We start from the raw sequence: 14,819 nt of genomic DNA, 5'->3' as shown, positions 1-14,819 counted from the left end.
GGGATTCTATGCAGGGCGCACAGAGGTTGGCTCAAGTCGATCGGGTGTACTTCGGCGGCGAGAGCAATACGCATGAGACTAAAAAAAACCAAGACAAGACCGATGGCGGTGATGCAGATACGGCGGCCATTTCAACGTTGCTCAAGGCGCTGGAGGATGCTGAGAAAACCAATAAGAGCCAGACTGTCCAGGATTTGCGCGACAAACTCAATGAAATGCGCAAGAAGCTCGGCGAGGAGAAATTCAAGGAGTTGATTGAGCAGTTAAAGAAAGATGCTTCTAGCGATTGGCTGGCTTTTTTGAAGAGGATGTTTCCAGAACTTTTTCCAGATGATGTATCTCCACCGGCGCCGCCAATAGATAACGGCGGCGGTGGTGGCGGTGGTCGAGGTGGAGGGGGCGGCGGCGGAGGCGGGGTAAACCGAAATGACTTTGGTGGTTCGGAGCCCATGTCCAATGTGCCGCCCAGCAAAGGGGCAGGTTTTTATGACTACAAGACCAATACGGGTAAACCTGGGGAAAAGCCCAGCACAGAGTTCGGGGCCGGTAACATCTGGAGTGGTTTTTACCAGGGTGACAATGGAAGTTGCGTGACCGTTTCGGCCATAAAAGCGGCGATGATGAAATACGGCAAGAACCCTCAGGATATCTTTGACAAGGTAACCGAGACGGGCAATGGCTATGACGTCACCATGAAGGACGGCTTTAAGCTTCAGTTGTCTAAAAGCGAGTTGCAGCAGGCTGCGGCTTATGCAGGCTTTAGCGGGGATGATCCACAAATGCTGACCAACGCCAACTTTCTCTATGCGGCAAGCGCCAAGCGTGCCCAGATGGAAGGTAATGGACTGGATGACAACCCCAATGATGCAAAGCGCAGTTTTGCCCATGCGATGCAAAGCCTGAACAACGGTGAAATGCCCCATGAAGCGCTGGATCGCCTCGGTTTGAGAGGCCGTTATCACCAAACGTCGAGCAATGGGTTGGCAAACGGTCAGTTAGGGGTGGTGGGTTACAACAAACACTCAATGGCCGTTATTGGTGGGCAAGTCGAGTTGTGGGGGCAGCGAGGCGGTCGCCCTCAACCCGGTATTGCATATGCATTGACCTGATTGTAGGCATAAAAAAACCCGATAAACCCATGCAGTCGGGGGTTATCGGGTTTTTCAATCCCGGGCTTTCAAGCCCGGGACCGCCTCAGCTTATTGGCAGGCTTCACAATCCGGCTCGTCGATCGCGCAGGCTTTTGGCACTGGGGCCGGGCCGGCTGGAGCGGCGAGGACCGAATCATCACCGTGGTTGCCGCTGGAAACCGCGTTCAGCTTACCGGTGTTGATGGTCGACTTCTCGGTGCTGGTCGCGGCCAGGGCACGGAGGTAGTAAGTGGTTTTCAGGCCACGGTACCACGCCATGCGGTAGGTCACGTCGAGCTTCTTGCCCGAAGCGCCGGCGATGTACAGGTTCAGCGACTGAGCCTGGTCGATCCACTTCTGACGACGGCTGGCGGCGTCAACGATCCACTTGGTGTCCACTTCGAAGGCCGTCGCATAGAGCTCTTTGAGTTCTTGCGGGATGCGCTCGATCTGCTGCACGGAGCCGTCGTAGTACTTCAGGTCGTTGATCATGACCGAGTCCCACAGGCCGCGGGCTTTCAGGTCGCGGACCAGGTACGGGTTGATCACGGTGAATTCGCCCGACAGGTTCGATTTCACATACAGGTTCTGGTAAGTCGGTTCGATCGACTGCGATACGCCGGTGATGTTGGCGATGGTCGCGGTCGGTGCGATGGCCATGATGTTGGAGTTACGAATACCTTTCTGCACACGGGCACGTACTGGCGCCCAGTCCAGGGATTCTTCCAGGTCAACATCAATGTACTTCTGGCCACGTTGCTCGATCAGGATCTGTTGCGAATCCAGCGGCAGGATGCCCTTGGACCACAGCGAACCCTGGAACGTCTCGTAGGCGCCGCGCTCGTCGGCCAGGTCGCAGGAAGCCTGGATCGCGTAGTAGCTGACCGCTTCCATGGACTTGTCGGCGAACTCGACCGCCGCGTCCGAACCGTAAGGAATGTGCTGCAGGTACAGCGCGTCCTGGAAGCCCATGATGCCCAGGCCCACGGGACGGTGCTTGAAGTTGGAGTTCTGCGCCTGTGGCACCGAGTAGTAGTTGATGTCGATCACGTTATCGAGCATGCGCACGGCGGTGTTGACGGTACGTTCCAGCTTGGCGGTGTCCAGCTTGCCGTTGACGATGTGGTTCGGCAGGTTGATCGAGCCCAGGTTGCAAACGGCGATCTCGTCCTTGTTGGTGTTCAAGGTGATCTCGGTGCACAGGTTCGAGCTGTGGACCACGCCCACGTGCTGCTGCGGGCTGCGCAGGTTGCACGGGTCTTTGAAGGTCAGCCATGGGTGGCCGGTTTCAAACAGCATGGACAGCATTTTGCGCCACAGGTCTTTGGCCTGGATGGTCTTGAACAGCTTGACCTTGCCTGGGTACTCGGTGAGGGCTTCGTAGTACTCGTAGCGCTCTTCGAAGGCTTTACCGGTCAGGTCGTGCAGGTCCGGCACTTCGGATGGCGAGAACAGAGTCCACTTGCCGTCATCGAAGACACGCTTCATGAACAGGTCAGGGATCCAGTTGGCGGTGTTCATGTCGTGGGTACGACGACGGTCATCACCGGTGTTCTTACGCAGCTCGATGAACTCTTCGATGTCCATGTGCCAGGTTTCCAGGTAGGCACAGACAGCGCCTTTGCGCTTGCCGCCCTGGTTGACCGCAACGGCGGTGTCGTTCACGACTTTCAGGAACGGAACAACGCCCTGGGACTTGCCGTTGGTGCCCTTGATGTACGAACCCAGTGCGCGCACCGGGGTCCAGTCGTTACCCAGGCCGCCAGCGAATTTGGACAACATGGCGTTGTCGTGGATCGCGTGGTAGATGCCCGACAGGTCATCCGGCACGGTGGTCAGGTAGCAGCTGGACAGCTGTGGACGCAGGGTGCCGGCGTTGAACAGGGTCGGGGTCGACGACATGTAGTCAAAGGACGACAACAGGTTGTAGAACTCGATGGCACGGTCTTCTTTCTGCTTCTCTTCGATCGCCAGGCCCATGGCCACGCGCATGAAGAACACTTGCGGCAGTTCGAAGCGGATACCGTCCTTGTGGATGAAGTAGCGGTCGTACAGGGTTTGCAGGCCCAGGTACGTGAACTGCTGGTCGCGCTCGTGGTTGATCGCCTTGCCGAGTTTTTCCAGGTCGAAGGTGGCCAGGACCGGGTTCAGCAATTCGAATTCGATACCCTTGGCGATGTAGGCCGGCAGGGCCTTGGCGTACAGGTCGGCCATTTCGTGGTGGGTAGCGCTGTCGGCGACTTTCAGGAAGCCCAGGCCTTCGGCACGCAGGGTGTCCATCAGCAGGCGCGCGGTCACGAACGAGTAGTTCGGCTCACGTTCAACCAGGGTACGGGCGGTCATCACCAGGGCGGTGTTGACGTCGGTCAGGGCCACGCCGTCGTACAGGTTTTTCAGGGTTTCGCGCTGGATCAGGTCACCATCGACTTCTTCCAGGCCTTCGCAGGCCTCGGTGATGATGGTGTTCAGGCGGCCCAGGTCCAGCGGTGCAAAGCTACCGTCGGCCAGGGTGATGCGGATCGACGGGTGAGCCTGTACGGCGGCTTCTTCGGCCGGGGAACGTACGGCACGTTCCTTGGCGCGCGAGTCGCGGTAGATCACGTAGTCGCGGGCAACTTTCTGCTCGCCGGCACGCATCAGGGCCAGTTCGACCTGGTCCTGGATTTCTTCGATGTGGATGGTGCCGCCCGAAGGCATGCGACGCTTGAAGGTCGCGGTGACTTGTTCGGTCAGGCGGGCAACGGTGTCGTGGATGCGCGACGAGGCAGCAGCGGTGCCGCCTTCAACTGCAAGAAACGCTTTGGTGATGGCGACGGTGATTTTGTCATCGGTGTAAGGAACGACAGTGCCGTTACGCTTGATCACGCGCAATTGGCCAGGTGCGGTGGCGGACAGATCCAGGTTCGAATCGGCGGCCTGCGGCACGGAGCCTTGCGGGTTCTCGCGAGTTGTGTCGGTTTGCATGGGGGGTTGTCTCCACGTTCTATATTTGATTGCGAGTGCCAGGCTCTTCCTGCAACACCCGTACCGTTTTCCATATCGGGGATGGGAAACAGCTGCCATCCGCGTGAGCGGTTTGGTCTACTGAAAATCGGTTGGTTCCATGCTGCGCTAGCAATAAAACGCTTGAATTTCTTGCCACTTGTGTGGTTGGGCGCTTTCTTCAAAAACCCCACATGTAGGGTCTTCTCCAGTGCCGAGGTACAAGATAATGCGTTTTCGAGGGGTTAGCAACGCAGTAACCTGTGGATAACGCTGTGGGTAAAATGTGTAAGAAAGGTTGAATGGGTGTGTAGGCCGCACTGCTGCTGGATTACGCCGTTTGTCATTAAATGTTTCGGGCTTAAAACAACCTGCCCATTTTCGAAGGGCGCGAACCCTATCACAAAAAAACGTGATCACCGAATGGATTTCCCGGCTTGTGTTTGAGGGTTGGCCCGTGGCTACAATCGGCCGTATCGGGCTACGCAGTTACCCAGATCATGCCCGCCTTTTATGACAGACATTGAGGTCACCCGTGGAGCAAGAAGCCTGGCAGGTATTGATAGTCGAAGACGACCAGCGATTGGCCGAATTGACCCGTGAGTATCTGGAGAGCAATGGCCTGCAGGTGTCCGTGGAAGGCGATGGCGCCCTGGCAGTGGGGCGCATCATCGACGAGCAGCCGGACCTGGTGATCCTCGACCTGATGCTGCCCGGCGAAGACGGCTTGAGCATCTGCCGCAAGGTGCGCGAGCGCTATGACGGCGTGATCCTGATGCTCACCGCGCGGACCGATGACATGGACCAGGTGCTGGGCCTGGACATGGGCGCCGACGACTACGTGTGCAAGCCTGTGCGCCCGCGCCTGTTGCTGGCACGCATCCAGGCCTTGCTGCGGCGCAGCGAACCGGCGGAACCGGCTGTCGTGGAGAACCAGCGTCGCCTGCAATTCGGTCCTCTGGTGGTGGACAACGCCCTGCGCGAAGCCTGGCTGAACAATGCCAGTATCGAGCTGACCAGCGCCGAGTTCGACCTTTTATGGCTGCTAGTGGCCAATGCCGGGCGGATCTTGTCCCGCGAAGAAATCTTCATCGCCCTGCGCGGCATCGGCTACGACGGCCAGGACCGCTCCATCGATGTGCGTATCTCACGTATCCGCCCCAAGATAGGTGACGATCCGATTCATCCGCGCCTGATCAAGACCATTCGCAGCAAGGGCTACCTGTTCGTCCCCGAAGCCGCCGCCGACATGCCGCTGTGAACTCGATCTTCCTGCGCATCTACGGCGGCATGTGCGCAGCGCTGATTCTGGTGGCGTTGCTCGGCGTGCTGGCCCTGCACCTGCTCAACGAGGTGCGTAGCGGCCAATACCGCGAGCGCCTGGCCCACGGCACCTTCGCCTTGATGGGCGACAACCTCCAACCCATGAGCCCCATCGAACGCCAGCGCGCCCTGGCCGTGTGGGAGCGCTTGCTCGGCATTCCCTTGGACCTGCGCCCCCTGGCCGAGGCGCAACTGGACTTGAGCCAGCGCAATCGCCTGCAACGCGGCCAGGTGCTGGTGGAGCAGACCGGGCCTCATGCCGCACGGGTGCTGCGCTTGGTCAGTGATCAGTCGCAGTTGGTGCTTACGGGCGAAGTGCAGCAGATCAGCGAACAGCTGGCGCGTGCGACTATCTACCTGCTTGCCGACGAACTGGTGCGCTTTCCGGTGGCTGAACAGCCGCAGCGCCTGGCGGATATAAAAGAAGCCAAGGGGTTTGGCTTCGACATGCACCTGATGACCCTCGACCAGGCCGACATGGACGAAGACCAGCGCCGCCGTGTCTCGGAAGGCGACACGGTGATGGCCCTGGGCAAGGGCGGCGACTCGATCCGCGTGTTTGCCGGCATGGTCGGTACGCCGTGGGTGCTGGAACTCGGGCCGCTGTATCAGATGAACCCTTACCCGCCGCAATGGCTGATCCTGATCGCTTTGATCGGCCTGACCCTGATCGGTTTGATCGTCTATCTATTGGTGCGTCAGCTTGAACGGCGGCTGCGCGGCCTGGAAGCCGCCGCCACCCGCATCGCCAAGGGCAACCTGGAAGTACGTGTGCCGGCCCGTGGCGCTGACTCGGTGGGGCGTCTGGCCGCAGCCTTTAATGGCATGGCTGAGCACTTGCAGCAGTTGCTGGCGATCCAGCGTGAGCTGGTGCGCGCGGTGTCCCACGAACTGCGCACGCCGGTGGCGCGCTTGCGTTTCGGCCTGGAAATGGTCGGCGATGCCACCACGGCCGAGGCGCGGCGTAAATATCTGGAGGGCATGGACAGCGATATCCAAGACCTCGATGGCCTGGTCGATGAAATGCTCACGTATGCGCGCCTGGAACAAGGCTCGCCGGAGCTGAATTTCCAGCGGGTCGACCTCGATGCGCTGCTCGATCAGGTGATAGGCGAATTATCGCCACTGCGTCCGCAAGTCAACGTGAGCAGGGGTATTTGCCTGTCGTCGGCGCACTTGGACGATGCCTGGGTCGACGCCGAGCCGCGTTACCTGCACCGTGCGCTGCAGAATCTGGTGAGCAATGCCATGCGCCATGCCCAGGGCCAGGTGTTGATCAGTTATCAGGTGGGCCAGGTGCGCTGCCGCATCGATGTCGAAGATGATGGTCCCGGTGTGCCTGAGAGTGCCTGGGAGCGGATCTTCACGCCGTTCCTGCGCCTGGACGACAGCCGCACTCGTGCGTCTGGCGGGCACGGGTTGGGGTTGTCGATCGTGCGGCGGATTATCTACTGGCACGGCGGGCGGGCATTGATTGGCAAGAGCAACAATTTGGGTGGGGCGTGCTTTAGCCTGAGTTGGCCGAGGGATCAGGAGAAACCCTGATACTGCTATCGCCGGCAAGCCGGCTCCTACAGGAAAATGCATTCCAAATGCAGAAGCCGGCTTGCCGGCAATAGCGCCCTATCAGGCGCCGACAGCCACCAGGCTCAACAGCTGCCCATCATCCACTGCAAACTGCCCTGCCAATTCCTTGCCATGGCACCACTCCTCGGACAAGTCCGTCAGCAGTCGCAGCCTTATATACCCGGCCTCAGTCCACTCCATCACCTCGGCATGCTCAAAGTAGAAGCGCTTCTGCACAATCGGGTAGAGCGCCTTGAACAGGCTCTCCTTGGCCGAAAACGTCAATGTCACCAATTGTGCAATCTGCTCCCTCGGCAAGGCGGCCAGACGCTGCAGTTCATCGGCAGTAAGAATTTCTCCCGCCAATCGCTCCGCCCGCTCCAGGCTCAGCACAGTCTCCAGGTCCATCCCCAGCCCACGCCATTGCGCCTTGTGCGCGACAATCGCGGCCGCATGCCCGGTGCTGTGGGTGATGGAGCCACAGATATGCGCAGGCCACACCGGCGCGCGGTCTTCACCGATGGCGGGGATGTAGTTGAGGTGATCGAGTTGGTGCAGCGCGGCGCGGGCACACAGTCGGCCGGCCAGGAATTCGGCCTGGCGCTTGGCTACTGAGCGCTGGATGCTGGCCGGGGGCGGGACGGCGCTGCGCTGGAAATCGCCGGCCGTTAATAAGGCGGGGTCAAAGCGCGTGCTGAGAAACACCGTGCCGGGCAAGGATTCGGGCAGCGGCCAATGGGTGTCGAGTGGGGTGCAGCAAGCGGGTAGGGAGTTCATGGGCGGTATTTTGCCGAGTTGATGCAAAACAGGATAGCCCGCTGCGGTTCAGGCGAGGTTCAGAGCTCGTTCAGGGGGAGTTCAGGGGCGCCTGCGTAGTCTGGATTCATACCCAAGGGCAACAGCCAAACGCATAGAGGTAACACCATGACTGCGATCAAACAGCTGATGTTGGCGTTGACCATGCTCAGTGCCGCCACGGGGGCCCAGGCCGCAGACGGTGCCTTCGCCGCATTCGGCGGTGAGAAAACCAAGAAATCCAGCACTTTGATCCAGCGTGTCAGTTTCGAAGAATCTGCCAGCCAGCCCACGCCCTGGGGCCAGTCCCTGGGCCTGGCAACCCCGCAGCCGGCCTATCGCGCCGGCTATGAACACCTGACCGGCCAGTTCAATGGCATTCAATTGCGCCCGCAAGACCTGCAGGGCCGCTATGATATCCCTCTGTCGGACAGTTGATTTGCTTTGGAGAGCCTTATGAAATTGCTGGTGGTAGAAGATGAGGCGCTGCTGCGTCATCACCTGTTGACCCGCCTGACCGACAGCGGGCACGTGGTGGAGGCCGTGGCCAATGCCGAAGAGGCCCTGTACCAGACCGGCCAGTTCAACCATGACCTGGCGATCATCGACCTGGGCCTGCCCGGCATGGGCGGCCTGGACCTGATCCGCCAACTTCGCACCCAGGCCAAGACCTTCCCGATCCTGATCCTCACCGCCCGTGGCAATTGGCAGGACAAGGTCGAAGGCCTGGCGGCCGGTGCCGACGACTACGTGGTCAAGCCGTTCCAGTTCGAAGAGCTGGAGGCGCGGATGAACGCCTTGCTGCGCCGCTCCAGCGGGTTTACCCAGTCGACGATTGTCGCGGGCCCGCTGCTGCTGGACCTCAACCGCAAGCAGGCGTCCCTCGACGAACAGCCTTTGGCACTGACGGCCTACGAATACCGAATCCTTGAGTACCTGATGCGCCATCACCAGCAAGTGGTGGCCAAAGACCGTTTGATGGAACAACTCTACCCCGATGATGACGAGCGTGATCCGAACGTGATTGAAGTGCTGGTCGGTCGCCTGCGCCGCAAGCTGGAAGGCCCGGCCGGGTTCAAGCCGATCGACACCGTGCGTGGCCTGGGTTACCTGTTCAATGAGCGCTGCCGTTGATTCGCTCGCTACGCGTGCGCTTGATGCTGGCGGCCGCCACCCTGGCCGTGCTGTTCATGCTGGGTTTGTTGCCGGCGATGCAAGGGGCGTTCAGCCTGGCGTTGCAGGATTCCATCGAGCAACGCCTGGCATCGGACGTCACGACGCTGATCTCGGCCGCGCGGGTGGAAAACAACCGCCTGTTGATGCCGGCGCAGTTGCCGGATGAGCGCTTCAACCTCACCGACAGCCGCTTGCTCGGCTACATCTATGACCGTGAAGGTCACTTGGTGTGGCGTTCGCGGGCGACCAAGGAAGAAAACATCAACTACAAGCCGCGCTACGACGGGCGCGGCAATGAATTTGCGCGGATCCGTGAGGCCAACGGCCAGGAATTCTTCGTCTACGACGTCGAGGTCAGGCTGCTGGGCGGCAAGAGTGCGGCGTTCAGTATCGTTGCCCTGCAGCCGGTGCGCGAATACCAACTGACCCTCGAAGGCTTGCGCGAAAACCTCTACCTGGGCTTTGGCGCCGCGTTGCTGGTGCTGCTGACCTTGCTCTGGCTGGGCCTGACCTGGGGTTTGCAAGCCCTGCGGCGACTGAGCCAGGAACTTGACCAGATCGAAGGCGGTACTCGCGAAAGCCTGTCCGAACAACACCCCCGTGAATTGTTACGCCTCACCGGCTCCCTCAACCGTTTGCTGCACAGCGAGCGTGAGCAACGGGCGCGTTACCGTGATTCCCTCGACGACCTAGCCCACAGCCTGAAAACCCCGCTCGCCGTACTGCAAGGTGTGAGCGAAGACATGGCCCAGCGCCCGGAAGACCGCGACCAGGCCTGGGTGCTGCAATCGCAGATCGAGCGCATGAGCCAGCAGATCAGCTACCAGTTGCAGCGCGCCAGCCTGCGAAAAAGCGGCCTGGTGCGTCACCAGGTGCGGCTGGAACCGGTGCTGCAAAGCCTGTGCGACACGCTGGACAAGGTCTACCGCGACAAAGGCGTCACCGTGTCCTTTGAACTGCCGCAAGCATGCGACGTGCCGATCGAGAAGGGCGCCTTGCTGGAGCTGCTCGGTAACCTGCTGGAAAACGCCTACCGCCTGTGTTTGAGCGAAGTGCGCATCAGCTTCGTGGAAAACCTCGAAGGCAGTGAGCTGTGTATTGAGGATGATGGCCCTGGTGTGCCGCCGGATCAGCGTGCAAGGATTCTGCAGCGAGGTGAACGGCTGGACCGCCAACATCCGGGGCAGGGGATCGGCTTGGCGGTGGTCAAGGACATCATTGAAAGTTATGGCGCTCGGCTGACCTTGGGGGATTCGCCTCTGGGCGGCGCCGCGTTCAAGATTCACTTCCCGGCCGTTTGATCGGTTTTTGTGGCGGGTGGGCAAGCCTGCTCACCACAAAAACATCTTTCTCCTCTAACTCTCCTGCGCTCGATAAGCCCCCGGCGTCAGCCCCGTCCACTTCTTGAACGCCCGATGAAACGCCGACGGTTCCGAAAACCCGAGCTGTTCGGCAATCTCCTGCAACGACAAATCCGCCCGGCCCAAATGATAGATGGCGATGTCTCGCCGCAACTCATCCTTGAGCGCCTGAAAGCTGGTGCCTTCTTCACGCAAATGCCTGCGCAGGGTCTGCGGGCTGATATGCAGGTGCTGGGCGACGGCTTCCAGGTCCGGCCAGGGCGTGCGGTCGCGGCTGAGCAAGCGGCGTAGCTGGCTGCTCAAGCTGTCGCCTTCATCCGGACGAGAGAGCAAGTCGGCGGGTGAGCGCTCGAGGAAGTGCTTGAGGGTGCGTTCATCCTGCAACAACGGCAGGTTCAAATAGCGCGCGGGGAACACCAGGCTGCTGTTCGGTGCACCGAATACCTGCGCACAGGGAAACAGTAGGTCATATTCACCGGCGTGCGCCGGCATTGGGTAGCTGAAAGTGGCCTGATGCAGCCGGATACGTTGGCCTATCAGCCAACTGCCCAGTCGATGCCAGATCACCAGCAGGCACTCACTCAAGAAATGATCCGGATCCCACAACTGCGAGTCGTCCAGGCTCAAGCGGGCCATTTCGCCTTCGCGTGTCAGCTGCCAGCGCGGGCCTTGTGGGAATAGGCTATAAAATAATAAACCGCGTTCCAGAGCCTTCTCCAGGGTGCGGCAGTGGATCAATGCGTGGCACATCATGGCGAAGGTGCCGCGTTTACTCGGGCCGTCGGCGAACCCCAGGTATTCGTCGTCCAGTGCCAGCCACAGCATTTGCAGCAGGCGGGTGAACTGCTCCGGCGCGATACGGGCGCGGGGTTCGGTCAGCAGTTCCGGGGTAATGCCCACCTGCTGCAGCAAGCCCGAGTAGTCATAGCCGGCCCGACGCGCCCCGCCGAGGGCCGCCCTGGCGTAATGACTGGCGATGGTACGTTCACGCATGCGAAGGCCTCGTCCATGGAGGGCTGATGGTAGTCAGCCCCGAATGCGGTCACAAGGCGGATATCCGCCAAATTGTAGGACGGGATTGGACGAGTGGGCGGAAATCCGCCATCTGTTTTGCTGCGTGAAGGGGCGCTTCAAAACCCCAAGCCCTGATGTCTAAAGGCCTTCAGGGTTTTTCAGTAAAGTGGCACGGCGTTTGCGATAGGGATTACAGCGCAGGCTTGTTCCTACAGGGCTCGCAAACAACAAATCCCTCCAGTGCAGGAGGGTTCGCAATTCAAGTGTCGTGGGCAATGGCGGATCTTTGCCACACGGGACGATTGAGGAACTTTGCAATGACGACTCGTCAGCCAATCTACAAATCCCTGTACTTCCAGGTGATCGTTGCAATCGTTATCGGTATTTTGCTCGGTCACTTCTACCCGCAGACTGGTGTGGCCCTCAAGCCACTGGGTGACGGGTTCATCAAACTGATCAAAATGGTCATCGCCCCGATCATCTTCTGCACCGTTGTCAGCGGCATCGCTGGCATGCAAAGCATGAAATCGGTCGGCAAGACCGGCGGCTACGCGCTGCTGTACTTCGAAATCGTTTCGACCATCGCGCTGCTGATCGGCCTGATCGTGGTGAACGTCGTGCAACCGGGCGCCGGCATGCACATCGACGTAGCGACCCTGGACGCCTCCAAAGTGGCGGCCTACGTCACTGCCGGTAAAGACCAGAGCATCGTCGGCTTTATCCTCAATGTGATCCCTAACACCATCGTCGGCGCCTTCGCCAACGGCGACATCCTGCAAGTGCTGATGTTCTCGGTGATCTTCGGTTTCGCCCTGCATCGCCTGGGTGCCTACGGCAAGCCGGTGCTGGACTTCATTGATCGCTTCGCCCACGTGATGTTCAACATCATCAACATGATCATGAAGCTCGCGCCAATCGGTGCCCTGGGTGCCATGGCGTTCACCATCGGTGCCTACGGTGTGGGTTCCCTGGTGCAATTGGGCCAACTGATGATCTGCTTCTACATCACCTGCATCCTGTTCGTGCTGGTGGTGCTGGGTGGTATCTGCCGCGCCCACGGTTTCAGCGTGATCAAATTGATCCGCTACATCCGTGAAGAGCTGCTGATCGTTCTGGGTACTTCGTCTTCCGAATCCGCACTGCCACGTATGCTGATCAAGATGGAGCGTCTGGGCGCGAAGAAATCCGTAGTAGGCCTGGTGATTCCAACCGGCTACTCCTTCAACCTCGACGGTACTTCGATCTACCTGACCATGGCTGCCGTGTTCATCGCCCAGGCGACTGACACCCACATGGACATCACCCACCAGATCACCCTGCTGCTGGTGCTGCTGCTGTCCTCCAAAGGCGCTGCAGGTGTGACCGGTTCGGGCTTCATCGTACTGGCTGCCACCCTGTCGGCCGTAGGCCACCTGCCGGTTGCCGGCTTGGCGCTGATCCTGGGTATCGACCGCTTCATGTCCGAAGCTCGCGCGCTGACCAACCTGGTGGGTAACGCGGTTGCCACCATCGTTGTGGCCAAGTGGGTCAAGGAACTGGACACCGACAAGCTGCAAAGCGAGCTGGCGTCCGGCGGTACCGGTATCTCGGAAACCCGCGAGCTGGATGACCTGGGCGTGGCTGAAGGCCCTGCACCTGTCGTCAAGTAAGCCGCTGCTGGCGTGACCTGACGCCACAGCCACCCACAAACGCCCCGACTGGTTCGGGGCGTTTGCGTTTCTGGCGCATTACTTTGGCTGCTTTTGTTTTACAGTAAGTGAATCGTTTGTGACGCTTGCAGGAGGTTTTGTGGACAGTGTTGATTTGAATGTCCTGCGCAGCGTGCTCGAATGGCGCCGCGCCGGGCAGCGAGTAGTGTTGTACAGCGTGGTCCAGACCTGGGGCAGCGCACCACGCCCGCCAGGGGCGATGCTGGCGTTGCGCGGCGATGGTGTGGTGATCGGCTCGGTGTCGGGTGGTTGCATCGAGGATGACTTGATTGCACGCCTGCAGGATGGTCGCTTGCCTGAAGACGGGCCGCCTGTGCAGTTGGTGACCTACGGTGTCACCCGCGATGAAGCTGCGCGTTTTGGTCTGCCATGCGGTGGCACCCTGCGCCTGACCGAGGAACGCGTGGACGAGTGGGAGTGGGTGTCTGAACTGCTGGCGCGGTGTGAAGATCATCAGATCGTCGCACGCGAGCTTGACCTGGGCACCGGCAAGGTCACCTTGAGCGGCGCGAGCAAGACGGATGTCGTGACCTTCGATGGCGAACGCTTGCGCGCCATCTATGGCCCGCGCTGGCGCCTGCTGTTGATCGGCGCCGGCCAGTTGTCGCGTTATGTGGCGGAAATGGCGCGCTTGCTGGATTTCGAAGTGCTGATCTGCGACCCGCGCGACGAATTCGTCTACGGCTGGGAAGAGCAGCACGGCCGCTTTGTACCGGGCATGCCCGATGAAGCGGTGCTGAACATCCAGACCGATGAGCGCACGGCCATCGTCTGCCTCACCCATGACCCGCGCCTGGATGATATGGCGTTGCTCACGGCGCTGAATTCCTCGGCGTTCTACATCGGCGCCCTCGGTTCGCGTGTGAACACCCAGAAACGTCGGGAGAATCTCGCGGCGCTGGGGTTGTCGGCGGAGGCGATTGCGCGCTTGCATGGGCCGATCGGCTTGCATATTGGCAGCCACACGCCGGCCGAAATTGCGTTGTCGTTGATGGCGGAAATTGTCGCGATCAAGAACGGCGTGGCACCGATGCAGAAGAAGCCGTTGCCGGTGGTTGCTGAGTGACAGTCACTGCGATTGTGCTGGCGGCGGGGCAGGGCAGTCGTTTCCGCGCCGAAGCCGGGGCGGACAAGGACAAGTTGTTGGCGGATTGCGTTGGCCTGGACGGCAAGGTGCGGCCGGTGATCGAGCAGGTGCTGGTGAACCTGCCGGAGTGCGTCGTGAAGCGTTGGGTGGTGACGGCACCTGATCGTACGGATGTCATTCGGTTGGCTGAAACCTATGGCTGCGAAGTGCTGCTGCTGCGTTCGGCCGGTATGGGCGACAGCATCGCGGCGGCGGTGGCGGCCAGTGGCCCGGCAGATGGCTGGCTGGTGGTGCTGGGGGACATGCCGTTTATCCGGTCGTCGAGTATTGAGCGGGTGATCGATGGGCTGGAGGAGGGCGGTATCAGCGTGCCGTTGCAGGATGGGCGCTACGGGCATCCCGTGGCGTTTGGCCAGGCATTGGGGGCTGGGCTGATGGCCTTGACGGGTGATCGCGGCGCCAGGCCATTGTTTGCTCAGGCGACGGTACGGGAGGTGCCAGTAGATGACCCCGGCGTACTCTGGGACGTCGACCTGCCGCAATCTTTGAATTTCTCTGCACGCTAACTGTAGGAGCTGGCTTGCCAGCGATTGCGGTGTATCAGTCAAAGGTGAGTTGGCGGGTATACCGCTATCGCCGGCAAGCCGGCTCCTACAGTTGAATGGGTTCCAAGCCA

At 60.3% G+C, this 14,819-nt stretch carries 12 protein-coding genes; 9 read left to right on the top strand and 3 right to left on the bottom strand.

Annotated elements, in window-relative coordinates; all coding sequences use genetic code 11:
* Positions 1-8 precede the first annotated feature (8 nt).
* Complete coding sequence (locus tag WH299_RS00445) at positions 9-1,109, top strand: hypothetical protein (RefSeq protein ID WP_256656604.1); 1,101 nt, start codon at positions 9-11, stop codon at positions 1,107-1,109.
* Between the two features lie 90 nt (positions 1,110-1,199).
* On the opposite strand, the gene WH299_RS00440 is transcribed toward WH299_RS00445, so the two are convergent.
* The gene (locus WH299_RS00440; RefSeq protein ID WP_028617595.1) at positions 1,200-4,094 is read right to left on the bottom strand and encodes a ribonucleoside-diphosphate reductase subunit alpha; all 2,895 of its coding nucleotides are present in this window, start codon (positions 4,092-4,094) and stop codon (positions 1,200-1,202) included.
* Between the two features lie 553 nt (positions 4,095-4,647).
* Here WH299_RS00440 and WH299_RS00435 point away from each other — a divergent pair.
* Both WH299_RS00435 and WH299_RS00430 read left to right on the top strand, forming a co-directional pair.
* A complete protein-coding gene (locus WH299_RS00435) occupies positions 4,648-5,373 on the top strand; it encodes a response regulator (protein WP_028617594.1) in 726 nt (241 codons plus the stop codon).
* Positions 5,370-6,980: an ATP-binding protein gene (locus WH299_RS00430; protein ID WP_028617593.1), complete on the top strand. Its 1,611-nt coding sequence runs from the start codon at positions 5,370-5,372 to the stop codon at positions 6,978-6,980. Before WH299_RS00435 ends, WH299_RS00430 begins: the two co-directional genes overlap by 4 nt.
* A gap of 81 nt (positions 6,981-7,061) precedes the next feature.
* Here the strand turns inward: WH299_RS00430 and WH299_RS00425 are convergent, their stop codons facing one another.
* A complete protein-coding gene (locus WH299_RS00425; RefSeq protein WP_339549368.1) occupies positions 7,062-7,778 on the bottom strand; it encodes a 4'-phosphopantetheinyl transferase family protein in 717 nt (238 codons plus the stop codon).
* A 147-nt stretch (positions 7,779-7,925) separates the two neighbouring features.
* On the opposite strand from WH299_RS00425, the gene WH299_RS00420 reads away from it, so the two are divergent.
* The 3 genes from WH299_RS00420 to WH299_RS00410 are packed head-to-tail and all read left to right on the top strand — an operon-like array spanning position 7,926 to position 10,273.
* Positions 7,926-8,234, top strand: coding sequence for a hypothetical protein (locus tag WH299_RS00420; RefSeq protein ID WP_028617591.1), 309 nt, complete (start codon positions 7,926-7,928; stop codon positions 8,232-8,234).
* Between the two features lie 18 nt (positions 8,235-8,252).
* The gene (locus WH299_RS00415) at positions 8,253-8,930 is read left to right on the top strand and encodes a response regulator transcription factor (RefSeq protein WP_016973689.1); all 678 of its coding nucleotides are present in this window, start codon (positions 8,253-8,255) and stop codon (positions 8,928-8,930) included.
* Positions 8,927-10,273 carry an ATP-binding protein gene (locus WH299_RS00410; protein WP_028617590.1) on the top strand — a complete coding sequence of 449 codons (1,347 nt, stop codon included), beginning with the start codon at positions 8,927-8,929 and terminating at the stop codon, positions 10,271-10,273. The genes WH299_RS00415 and WH299_RS00410 overlap by 4 nt, the downstream gene beginning before the upstream one ends.
* 54 nt (positions 10,274-10,327) lie before the next feature.
* Here the strand turns inward: WH299_RS00410 and WH299_RS00405 are convergent, their stop codons facing one another.
* Complete coding sequence (locus tag WH299_RS00405; RefSeq protein WP_016979763.1) at positions 10,328-11,326, bottom strand: AraC family transcriptional regulator; 999 nt, start codon at positions 11,324-11,326, stop codon at positions 10,328-10,330.
* 338 nt (positions 11,327-11,664) lie between these two features.
* Here WH299_RS00405 and WH299_RS00400 point away from each other — a divergent pair, with 338 nt between their 5' ends.
* The 3 genes from WH299_RS00400 to WH299_RS00390 all read left to right on the top strand — a co-directional run bounded on the left by WH299_RS00400 (position 11,665) and on the right by WH299_RS00390 (position 14,709).
* Positions 11,665-12,996 carry a dicarboxylate/amino acid:cation symporter gene (locus WH299_RS00400; RefSeq protein ID WP_028617588.1) on the top strand — a complete coding sequence of 444 codons (1,332 nt, stop codon included), beginning with the start codon at positions 11,665-11,667 and terminating at the stop codon, positions 12,994-12,996.
* A 139-nt stretch (positions 12,997-13,135) separates the two neighbouring features.
* Positions 13,136-14,122 (top strand): XdhC family protein, encoded by a 987-nt coding sequence (locus tag WH299_RS00395; RefSeq protein ID WP_122726436.1) that lies wholly within the window; start codon positions 13,136-13,138, stop codon positions 14,120-14,122.
* On the top strand, positions 14,119-14,709 hold the full coding sequence (locus WH299_RS00390) for a nucleotidyltransferase family protein (RefSeq protein WP_339549366.1): 591 nt from the start codon (positions 14,119-14,121) through the stop codon (positions 14,707-14,709). Before WH299_RS00395 ends, WH299_RS00390 begins: the two co-directional genes overlap by 4 nt.
* Positions 14,710-14,819: the final 110 nt, after the last annotated feature.

This window comes from Pseudomonas sp. MYb541, assembly GCF_037479595.1.
Lineage (GTDB): Bacteria > Pseudomonadota > Gammaproteobacteria > Pseudomonadales > Pseudomonadaceae > Aquipseudomonas > Aquipseudomonas canadensis.
This window is presented reverse-complemented; position numbering and strand designations above follow the sequence as displayed.

What these genes read in the sequence shown, in the direction of transcription:
- WH299_RS00415 (WP_016973689.1), top strand. Translation starts at nt 8,253, where the DNA reads ATGAAATTGCTGGTGGTAGAAGATGAGGCGCTGCTGCGTCATCACCTG.
- WH299_RS00440 (WP_028617595.1), bottom strand. Translation starts at nt 4,094, where the DNA reads ATGCAAACCGACACAACTCGCGAGAACCCGCAAGGCTCCGTGCCGCAG.
- WH299_RS00400 (WP_028617588.1), top strand. Translation starts at nt 11,665, where the DNA reads ATGACGACTCGTCAGCCAATCTACAAATCCCTGTACTTCCAGGTGATC.
- WH299_RS00420 (WP_028617591.1), top strand. Translation starts at nt 7,926, where the DNA reads ATGACTGCGATCAAACAGCTGATGTTGGCGTTGACCATGCTCAGTGCC.
- WH299_RS00445 (WP_256656604.1), top strand. Translation starts at nt 9, where the DNA reads ATGCAGGGCGCACAGAGGTTGGCTCAAGTCGATCGGGTGTACTTCGGC.
- WH299_RS00405 (WP_016979763.1), bottom strand. Translation starts at nt 11,326, where the DNA reads ATGCGTGAACGTACCATCGCCAGTCATTACGCCAGGGCGGCCCTCGGC.
- WH299_RS00425 (WP_339549368.1), bottom strand. Translation starts at nt 7,778, where the DNA reads ATGAACTCCCTACCCGCTTGCTGCACCCCACTCGACACCCATTGGCCG.